General features: G+C 71.8%; 5 protein-coding genes. 3 read left to right on the top strand and 2 right to left on the bottom strand.

All coding sequences use genetic code 11. The features are described 5' to 3' along the window. Positions 1–355: 355 nt before the first annotated feature. Both ACWEFL_RS31705 and ACWEFL_RS31700 read right to left on the bottom strand, forming a co-directional pair. On the bottom strand, positions 356–1,804 hold the full coding sequence (locus ACWEFL_RS31705; RefSeq protein ID WP_451719304.1) for an APC family permease: 1,449 nt from the start codon (positions 1,802–1,804) through the stop codon (positions 356–358). A gap of 639 nt (positions 1,805–2,443) precedes the next feature. Further along, positions 2,444–3,142 (bottom strand): GntR family transcriptional regulator, encoded by a 699-nt coding sequence (locus ACWEFL_RS31700; protein WP_451719301.1) that lies wholly within the window; start codon positions 3,140–3,142, stop codon positions 2,444–2,446. A gap of 152 nt (positions 3,143–3,294) precedes the next feature. Between ACWEFL_RS31700 and ACWEFL_RS31695 the strand changes: the two genes are divergently transcribed. From ACWEFL_RS31695 to ACWEFL_RS31685, 3 genes are all read left to right on the top strand, one after another. Further along, positions 3,295–4,560, top strand: coding sequence for an alpha/beta hydrolase (locus ACWEFL_RS31695; protein WP_451719298.1), 1,266 nt, complete (start codon positions 3,295–3,297; stop codon positions 4,558–4,560). Between the two features lie 131 nt (positions 4,561–4,691). Further along, the gene (locus tag ACWEFL_RS31690) at positions 4,692–6,308 is read left to right on the top strand and encodes an AMP-binding protein (protein WP_451719296.1); all 1,617 of its coding nucleotides are present in this window, start codon (positions 4,692–4,694) and stop codon (positions 6,306–6,308) included. Positions 6,309–6,781: 473 nt separating this feature from the next. Next, positions 6,782–7,876 carry an endonuclease/exonuclease/phosphatase family protein gene (locus tag ACWEFL_RS31685; protein ID WP_451719293.1) on the top strand — a complete coding sequence of 365 codons (1,095 nt, stop codon included), beginning with the start codon at positions 6,782–6,784 and terminating at the stop codon, positions 7,874–7,876. The last annotated feature ends 562 nt before the right edge of the window (positions 7,877–8,438 follow it).

The following is an 8,438-nucleotide window of genomic DNA, read 5'->3' as shown; positions in this document are numbered from 1 at the left end:
GGGCCGTTTCGACGCGGACAAGCCGCTCGGCGAGTTCACCGAGGCGGAGCGGGAACTCCTCCTCTACGGCGCCGACGTCAAGGTCCGGCTGGAGGCGGCGCCGGGTTGGGCCTCGCGCCGCTTCCGTACCCCATGACGCACCGACAGCGAACCGCGTCACGCAGATGCGTCAGGTCACAGGTCGTCCGCCGCCGGGGCTCGCCGCCGCCGGCCGCCTGGCCGAGCCGGCCCTGGCACGGCGCCGGCCGGTGGTCGCACGGCCGTCCGACCGCGGTCCCACGGGGCCGCGCCGAAGCGCACCGGCCGGGCGGGAGCGTGTCGCCGCTCCCGCCCGGCCGCCCTGCCTGTGCTTGTGTCACGGACCGTCGGAGCGCTCGGGGGTTTCCGGGTCCTGGACGATCTGCCCGCCGCCCTTGCGGCGGTAGGCCACGGCCCCGTACACGGCGCAGACGACGAGGAGGAGCGGCATGAAGTTGACCGCCACGGCGTCGCTGCCCGTCAGCTCCCCGTAGTTCGAGACGATGACATAGCCGCAGCCGAGGAGGGCGAGTCCGGCGAGGGCGGGGGCGATCCGCGTCGCCCACCGGCCGCCGGTCAGTTTGCCGCGCACGGCTGCGGTCACCACGCTGAGGCATACCGCGGACATGAGGTAGACGACCGACAGAGAGGTGATCCCGGACACCGCGGGGAAGAGGTTGATCAACGGGTCGGCTCCGATGACGGCGAACGGGGTGACCACCGCCAGGGAGATCAGGCACTGGACCATACCGGCGATATGCGGGGTCCCGTGGACGGCATGGCAGTCCGCCAGCCGCGAGGGGAGCAGACCGGATCTGCCCAGGGAGAACATGTAACGGGCCGCCATATTGTGGAACGCCACGCAGGCCGCGAGGAAGCTGAAGGCGATCAGCGTCAGCAGCAGCGGTGACGACCAGCTCCCCAGATACTCGCCCGCGATCTCGGAGACGACCGCCCCCGGGTCCTGGCGGGCCAGGGCGACGATGTCGTCGACTGCCGCGACAAGCGCCCAGCTCGACAGGACGAAGACCACGGCGAGCAGCCCCAGCGCGAGGTAGGTGGCCCTGGCGATGCTCTTGCGCTCGCGGGCCTCCTCACCGTAGATCGCCGTGGCTTCGTACCCTGCGAAGGACAGCAGGATGAACACGACCGCGAAGCCGAGATTGCCGCTGAACACCTCTTTGGGGGCGAACACATCCAGCGAGAACCCTCCGGGGTTGCGCACCAGGACGACGCTGACCAGCACCAGCAGAATGACGAACTGGGCGATGCACACCACCGAGGTGGCCCTCGCGGCGAACGACAGGCCGAAGTAGCCCAGCATGCCGGACAGGAGTATCGCGGCCAGGGCGTAGAGGTACCACGGCAGGTCCGGGCCGAGGTAGGTGGTCACCGTCAGATCCGCGTAGAAGCCGACCGCGGCCGCCATGGCCGCCCCCGCGGCGTTGTACGCCAGGGTGGCGATCATCGCGGAGGCCGAGCCGGCCGTCCTGCCCAGACCGAATCCGATGAAGGCGTAGTAGGCACCCGCGTTGACCGTGCGCTGCGTCATCAGCACATAGCCCGCTGTGAACAGGACGAGGATGCCGGCCACGACGAGCACCACGCCCACGGTTCCGATCCCGTTGCCGAAAGCCATGCTCAGGGCCAGGTTGGAAGCCAGGGCGGTGAGGGGTGCCATGGCCGCGATGACCATGAGCGCCATACCGAACGTGCCCACACTGTTGGGTCTGAGCCCGTCGGTTCGGGCGGATGGTGGTGCCTGCCCGCTGTCGGTCTCGGTCATGGTTCGCCTTCCTGGTCGGGCTGGGGGGCGGAGGTGTGGTGTGCGGCGGCGGTTTCCCGGGCGGGGCGGGGGAGGTTGCCGCGGCCGGGTCGGCCGGGCAGGGCTGAGGCCGGGGTGGCGCCCTGCCCGGCTGCCGGTTCGGGGCTGGTACCGGGGGCGCCGTGCGGTGCCCGCCGCGGTGATGCGGTGATGCGGTGACGACAGGGACCGGGGCACACCGCTGAAAGGGGTGGGCAGGGGTGCCGGAGGTCCTGTTCGGCCGGTGAGGGGGGCGGGAGCGGATCCGGGTCGGGGGTCCGAATTCCCCGAGTTGCCGCTACCGCGCGTGTCCGGAGTGGACCTGCGTCGGCGCGTGCGGCCGGATACGTGACGCCGGGTGCCGAGCGGGTTGATAGAATGTATCCTGCATGATGCGTTTTGAAAAGAGTCCGCGCACGCGCAGCCGCCGCCCTACGCGCACGAAGAGGGCCGGGGACGCAGAGAGGGCCGGGGACAGTGTCCCCGGCCCTCTCTGCAAACTTCGATCCCAGCGGATCTCCGTGTCCCGTGCGCCCCCTCCGCCCTGCCGCCGGCGCCTCAGCCCCCGGCGCCTTCCGCGTCCCGCGCCCCGAGGGGGCGAGGGCCCGAGGGGCGCGGCGTTCAGCCGGCGGGGTTCTCCCCCTTGAGCTTCACCAGGGTGTCCCGGCCGCGCTCCAGGTGCCGGCGGGTGGCCTCGACCGCCCGCTCGACATCCCTGCGCTCGAACGACTCCAGCAGATACATGTGATCGGCGTTGCTCGCCTCTCTGCCCTCGTCCCCGTTCCGCAGCGAGATCGCCACCTGCGCCGTGGCGGTATCCGAGAGGGTGGTGAGGATGGACAGCAGGCGCGGCGAGCGCGCGGCGCCGTACAGCACAGCGTGGAACTGCCGGTTCAGCAGCACCCAGGCGGCCGTGTCTGCGGTCCGGGCCATCTCGCCCATGAGCTGCCGGGCCCGGTGCAGATCCGAGTCGCTGATCTGCTCGACGGCCTTGCGGGTCGCCAGGGGGGTCAGGACGAGCAGGAGCTCGTAGACCTCCTGGATCTCCTCCAGTTCGGGAGTGAGCACCATGGCCCCGCGATAGGAGTCGAGGCGGATCAGCCCCTCGGTGGCCAGTTGCCGTATGGCCTCGCGGACCGGAGTGATGCTGACGCCGAGGCGCGAGGCGAGCTCGCTCTGCACCAGCCGCGTCCCTCCGGGCAGTTCACCGCCCAGGATCGCGCCGCGCAGCGTCTCGACGACGGCTTCGTGTGCGGTCCGCTGCCCGACGTTGCCCAACGACAGCCTTGCGGACTCGGCGGATGACCCGAGCAGACTCATGGGCTTGACGATACATGATGCAGGACCCAGGATGAGCGGAACGCGACATGATGCATGATGCAGGATATGCGCGAGCATCAGCCGCGGCGCAGCCCGGTCCGCGCCCGGTCACCCGCCTCTCCCCCGCCACTCCCCGACTCCATGGAGCATGCATGACCCCCCTGACCCTGATATTCGACAACGACCCCCAGTTCACCTTCGAGTTGGTGCGCACCATGGGGCAGGCGAGCTTCGGAGCCGCAGAGATAGGCGAGTGCCTGGCCACGGCACGCAGGATCGAGGAGCGGAACTACGACAGTTGGTACGAGCAGTGGGACACGACCGCCGGGCGGGTGCACCGGGAAGCGGAGGCGGCGCTTGCCGCAGGCCACACCATCAGCGCCCGCGACGGGTTCCTACGAGCCGCGAACTACTACCGCACGGCCGAGTTCTTCCTCCACGCCGACCCCTCGGACGCCCGCATCCGGCGCGCCTCCGGCCTCTCCGTCCAGTGCTTCCGGCAGGCGGCCGCCCTCTTCCGCCCGGTCATCGAGGCGGTGGAGATCCCTTACGAGGACACCACGCTGCCCGGTTACCTCTACCGCCCGGACGGCAGCGATGAGCCCCGGCCGACGGTACTGATCCACAACGGCTTCGACGGCACCGGTGAGGAGTGCTTCTCCTTCGGCGGTTTCGCGGGCCGGGAGCGCGGCTACAACGTGCTCGTCTTCGAAGGCCCCGGTCAGGGCCGGGTCATCCGCGAACAGGGGCTGCCGTTCCGTCCCGACTGGGAGAAGGTCGTCGGCCCCGTCATCGACTTCGCGACCGCCCGCCCCGACGTCGATGCCGAGAGGATCGCGCTCATCGGGATCAGCATGGGCGGAGTGCTCGCGCCGCGCGCCGCCGCCTTCGACTCCCGGCTCGCCGCCGTCGTGGCCTGGGACGGTGTCTATGACATGGCCGCTGTGCCCCTGCGCTACATCCTGCGGGCCGGCGCCGGTGACGCCGGGGCCGATGGCGCCGGGGCCGAGCGCGAGGAGGAACTGCGCCGACGCCTCGCCGCCGCGGCCGACGCGGGACTCGACCAGGTGATCGCCCGGCGCGTCGAGGAGGACCCGACCACGCGCTGGGTCGTGACCCACGGGTCATGGGTCATGGGCGCCGGCTCCCCCCGCGCCCTCCTCAACCGCTTCACCGACTTCTCCCTGCGCGACGGTGTCGCCGAGCGCATCACCTGCCCGGTCCTCGTCATGAAGGGGGAGAACGACATCGCCCTCGCGGGCCAGCCCGAAGCGCTCTACGAGCATCTGCGCGGCCCGAAGACCTTCCTGGAGTTCACGGCCGCGGAAGGCGGCGACCAGCACAACCAGGTCGATGTCCTCAGGCACGCCACCGCCCGTATCTACGACTGGCTCGACGACACCGTGCGCAACCGCTGACACCCCAGCCCGCACGCATCACGGCACACATCGCGCGACCGCCGGCCGCCGGTACCGCCGGCCCGCGGCACCCGCCCTCCCCCAACCCGCGACACCCGGCCGACCCGCCGCCGCCCGCCAGGAGGATTTCCATGCATCTGACGCTCGCCGCCGTGCTCAGCGAGTCCGCGAAGCGGTATCCGGCACGTACGGCCGCCGTCTGCGGGGACGACAGGCTCAGCTACGCCCAACTCTGGCACCGTGCCGGGCAGTACGCCGCCGCGCTGCGCGGGTCGGGTGTAGGGGCCGGCGACCGGGTGGCGCTGATGCTCCCGAACACCCTCCAGTTCCCCATGGCCTACTTCGGGGTGCTGGCGCTCGGCGCGACCGTGGTACCCGTCAACATCCTGCTCACCCCCGAGGAGGTGGCGTACGTCCTCAAGGACAGCGGTGCGCGGACGCTCGTCGCCGACGACACCACGGTCCGGACGGCGGCCCCGGCGGCGCAGGCGACGGGCGTCAGCCTCCTCACCGTGCCGGGTGCCACCATGCCAAGTGACACCGTGCCGGGTGCCACTGTGCCGGGTGCCACTGTGCCGGGTGCCTGCGCGGACGGGATGCCGCCCGCCGGCCCGGACGGGGCCGCACCCGCCGGTCCCGCCCGCCTCGACCTCCTGGCCGGCGGCGCCCCTGCGCTCACCGCACCCGAACCGTGCCGCCCCGACGACGCCGCGGTCATCCTCTACACCAGCGGGACCACCGGCCGGCCCAAGGGTGCGGTGCTCACCCATCTGAACATGGTCATGAACGCCACGGTGACCGCGTTCGACACCATCCCCCTGGAGCCGGACGACATCGTGCTGTGCTGCCTGCCGCTGTACCACTCCTTCGGGCAGACGGTCACCATGAACGCCAGCCTGCGGCGCGGTGCCGCCGTGGTGCTGATGCCCAGGTTCACCGGCCCGGCGGCACTGGAGACCATGATCCGGGAGAAGGTGACGGTCTTTCAGGGTGTCCCCACGATGTACCTGGCCCTGCTGGACACCGCCACGGACCGGGAGCACGGCCTGAAGCTGCGGTTCTGCCTCTCCGGCGGGGCCGCGCTCGCGGTGGCGGTGCTCGAGCGCGTCGGGAGGGAGTTCGAGACCGACGTCTACGAGGGCTACGGACTCTCGGAGACATCGCCGGTGGCCACCTTCGCCCAACGGGCCTTCGGCGTGCGCGCCGGCACCGTGGGCCATCCCGTGTGGGGCACGGAGGCGGAGATCGCCCGCGCCGACGTGGCCGACCGCATCGAACTCCTGGGCCCCGGCGAGGCGGGGGAGATCGTGATACGCGGGCACCATGTGTTCAAGGAGTACCTCGGCAGGCCCGAGGCGACCGCCGAGGCCGTGGTCGACGGGTGGTTCCGCACCGGGGACATAGGCGTCAAGGACACCGACGGGTTCGTCTCCATCGTGGACCGGAAGAAGGACATGATCCTGCGCGGGGGGTACAACGTCTACCCGCGCGAGATCGAGGAGGTGCTGGCCCGCCACCCCGGTGTCGCCCAGGTCGCGGTGGTCGGCAAGCCGCACGCCACCCTCGGCGAAGAGATCTACGCCTATGTGGTGCCCCGCTCCGCGAGCACCCGGGCCGAGGACATCACGGCATGGTCGCGGGAGCGGCTCGCCCGGTACAAGTACCCCCGGTTCGTCGAACTCGTGGACAGCCTGCCCCTCGGCCCCACGGGCAAGATCCTCAAACGCGAACTCGCCGCCCGCACATGACGGCCGGTCGGGAAAGCGACGAGAGCGGCTGACTCCGCCGCCCGCCACGGCCGGGCCGCCGCGCACGGACACCGTCGCCGTGTCGATGCGGGAGAGGGACGGCACGCGCCGGCCGCCGCGCACGGACACCGTCGCCGTGTCGATGCGGGAGAGGGACGGCACGCGCCGGCTGCCGCGGACCGGGATCCGGCAGCCGCTCTCCGCCGGAGTCCGGGCCTCCGGCATGCCCGCCGACCAGGCCCCCGCCGAGGCGGTGCGGAAGGTCCGCCGCGGCCCGCGGAGCGGGCGGGCGCGGGCCGCCCGCGCGCCGTCCGCCGGCAGCGCGGCGATGACACCACCCCCAGCTGTTGATCATTCAACATCTAGCGTTGCGCCCAGGTTCATGTGCCATGCACGGGATGCCTCAACGCTTTCTCCGAGCCCGCGTCGAATCGTGATCGGGCCATGGATGCAGCAATGACTGGAGGTCGTTGATGGTCAAGCGTCGCGAGCTGCTCGGGATGGTCGGCGCGACCGTCGGAGCGGGAGTGCTGGCAATGGGCACGGCCGAGGCCGCCCCGCGGGCTGAGCGCAAGCCCGGCGGGGTCTCGCACCGGAAGCTCAAGGTCATGCAGTTCAATATCTGGCTCGGCGGCAGCCGGGTGCCGGGCGGCCGGGCGGGTATCGCCGACACCGTCGCCGCGGTCGAACCGGACGTGGTGATGCTCAGCGAGTCGACCCCGGAGCGGGTGGCCGCTCTCCTGGCCGATCTCGCCGCGCGGGGGCTGACCTACTTCGACAACAAGAACCCGTCCGACCCGGGGGTGATCTCGCGTTACCCGATCATCGAGCACGCGTCGTTCCCGTACTGGTCGAAGGCGGTCGTCTCGGTCGACGGCACCGAGGTCGCGGCCTACTCCGGGCACCTGGAGTACCGCTATTACGTCAACTACCTGCCGCGCGGCTACGGCGGCGGCACGCCGTCGCCCCTGGAGACCTCCGAGTACGGCTGGGGCCAGATCCCGACCGGTCCGATCACCGATGTCGACCTGATCACGCGGCTCAACACGGCCTCGGGACGCACCAAGGTGACCAGGACGGTCCTCGCGGACGCCGCGAAGGAGCGGGCCAAGGGCCGGCTCACGCTGCTGGGCGGCGACTTCAACGAGCCCTCCCACCGGGACTGGGACCACCGGACCCGGAACCTGTTCGACCACAACGGCACCGTCGTCGCGTGGTCGACGACGAAGGCGATCGAGGACGCCGGTTTCCGCGACAGCTATCGCGTGATCCACCCGGACCCCGTCCGCACACCGGGCTTCACCTGGCCGAGCGACAACACAGGCACCGACGTCGGTCAGCTCACCTGGGCGCCCAAGGCCGACGAGCGGGACCGGATCGACTTCGTCTTCTACCACCCGGACCAGCGGATCCACCTGCTCGACAGCATCATCGTCGGGCCGTCCAGCACCATCGTGCGCAGCGAGCGGGTGCAGGAGTCGGGCAGGGACAGGTTCTGGGAGCCCACCTGGACCTGGCCGACCGACCACAAGGCCGTACTCAGCACCTTCCGGGTGACCACGCGCTGAGCGGACCCGTCTCCCGTGGACGGCCGCCGGCCCCGGACCGCGGCGGACCTTCCGCACCGGCCTCGCCCCGAGCCGGACACGGCACCGGACCGCGTCCCGCTTCCCGTCCGGCTCACCGGAACCCACCCGCAGACGGGCCGGTTCCCGCACACGCCGTCCCGCGCGCCGGCCGAGACCGGGCGGGGCGAGACGAGGCCGGGGCGGGCGGGCGGGGCGGGGCATCAGCGGGCCGCGTCCTCAGCCGCGTCGTCGTCCTCGCGCTGTCCCAGCAGCGCCGCCGCCTGCCCCGGGACCCGTTCGGCGGTCGGGCGGCCTGTCCCGGGGCGGGCGGCTCCGGCCGGACCTCCTCCGCGGGCACCCTCACCTGCCGGGCGACGTACGGCGGAGCCGGCGCCGGGATCCCCCGGCGTCCTCGGGGAACCGGGCCTCCGCCTCAAAGGACTCCGGCGTCAGCGCGGACCCCGACCGGTTCGCCCCGGCGTGTTCCGCAGGCGCTCCCGGTCCTCCTCCAGCAGCGTCCAGACCCCGGCCGGGTCCTCCGGCTCCCGCTCCTGCCGCACCC

The organism is Streptomyces sp. NPDC004838 (assembly GCF_053600955.1).
This window is presented reverse-complemented; position numbering and strand designations above follow the sequence as displayed.

Bases quoted from the DNA above. Each gene is read 5' to 3' on its own strand.
- ACWEFL_RS31700 (WP_451719301.1), bottom strand. From the start codon at position 3,142: ATGAGTCTGCTCGGGTCATCCGCCGAGTCCGCAAGGCTGTCGTTGGGC.
- ACWEFL_RS31685 (WP_451719293.1), top strand. From the start codon at position 6,782: ATGGTCAAGCGTCGCGAGCTGCTCGGGATGGTCGGCGCGACCGTCGGA.
- ACWEFL_RS31705 (WP_451719304.1), bottom strand. From the start codon at position 1,804: ATGACCGAGACCGACAGCGGGCAGGCACCACCATCCGCCCGAACCGAC.
- ACWEFL_RS31690 (WP_451719296.1), top strand. From the start codon at position 4,692: ATGCATCTGACGCTCGCCGCCGTGCTCAGCGAGTCCGCGAAGCGGTAT.
- ACWEFL_RS31695 (WP_451719298.1), top strand. From the start codon at position 3,295: ATGACCCCCCTGACCCTGATATTCGACAACGACCCCCAGTTCACCTTC.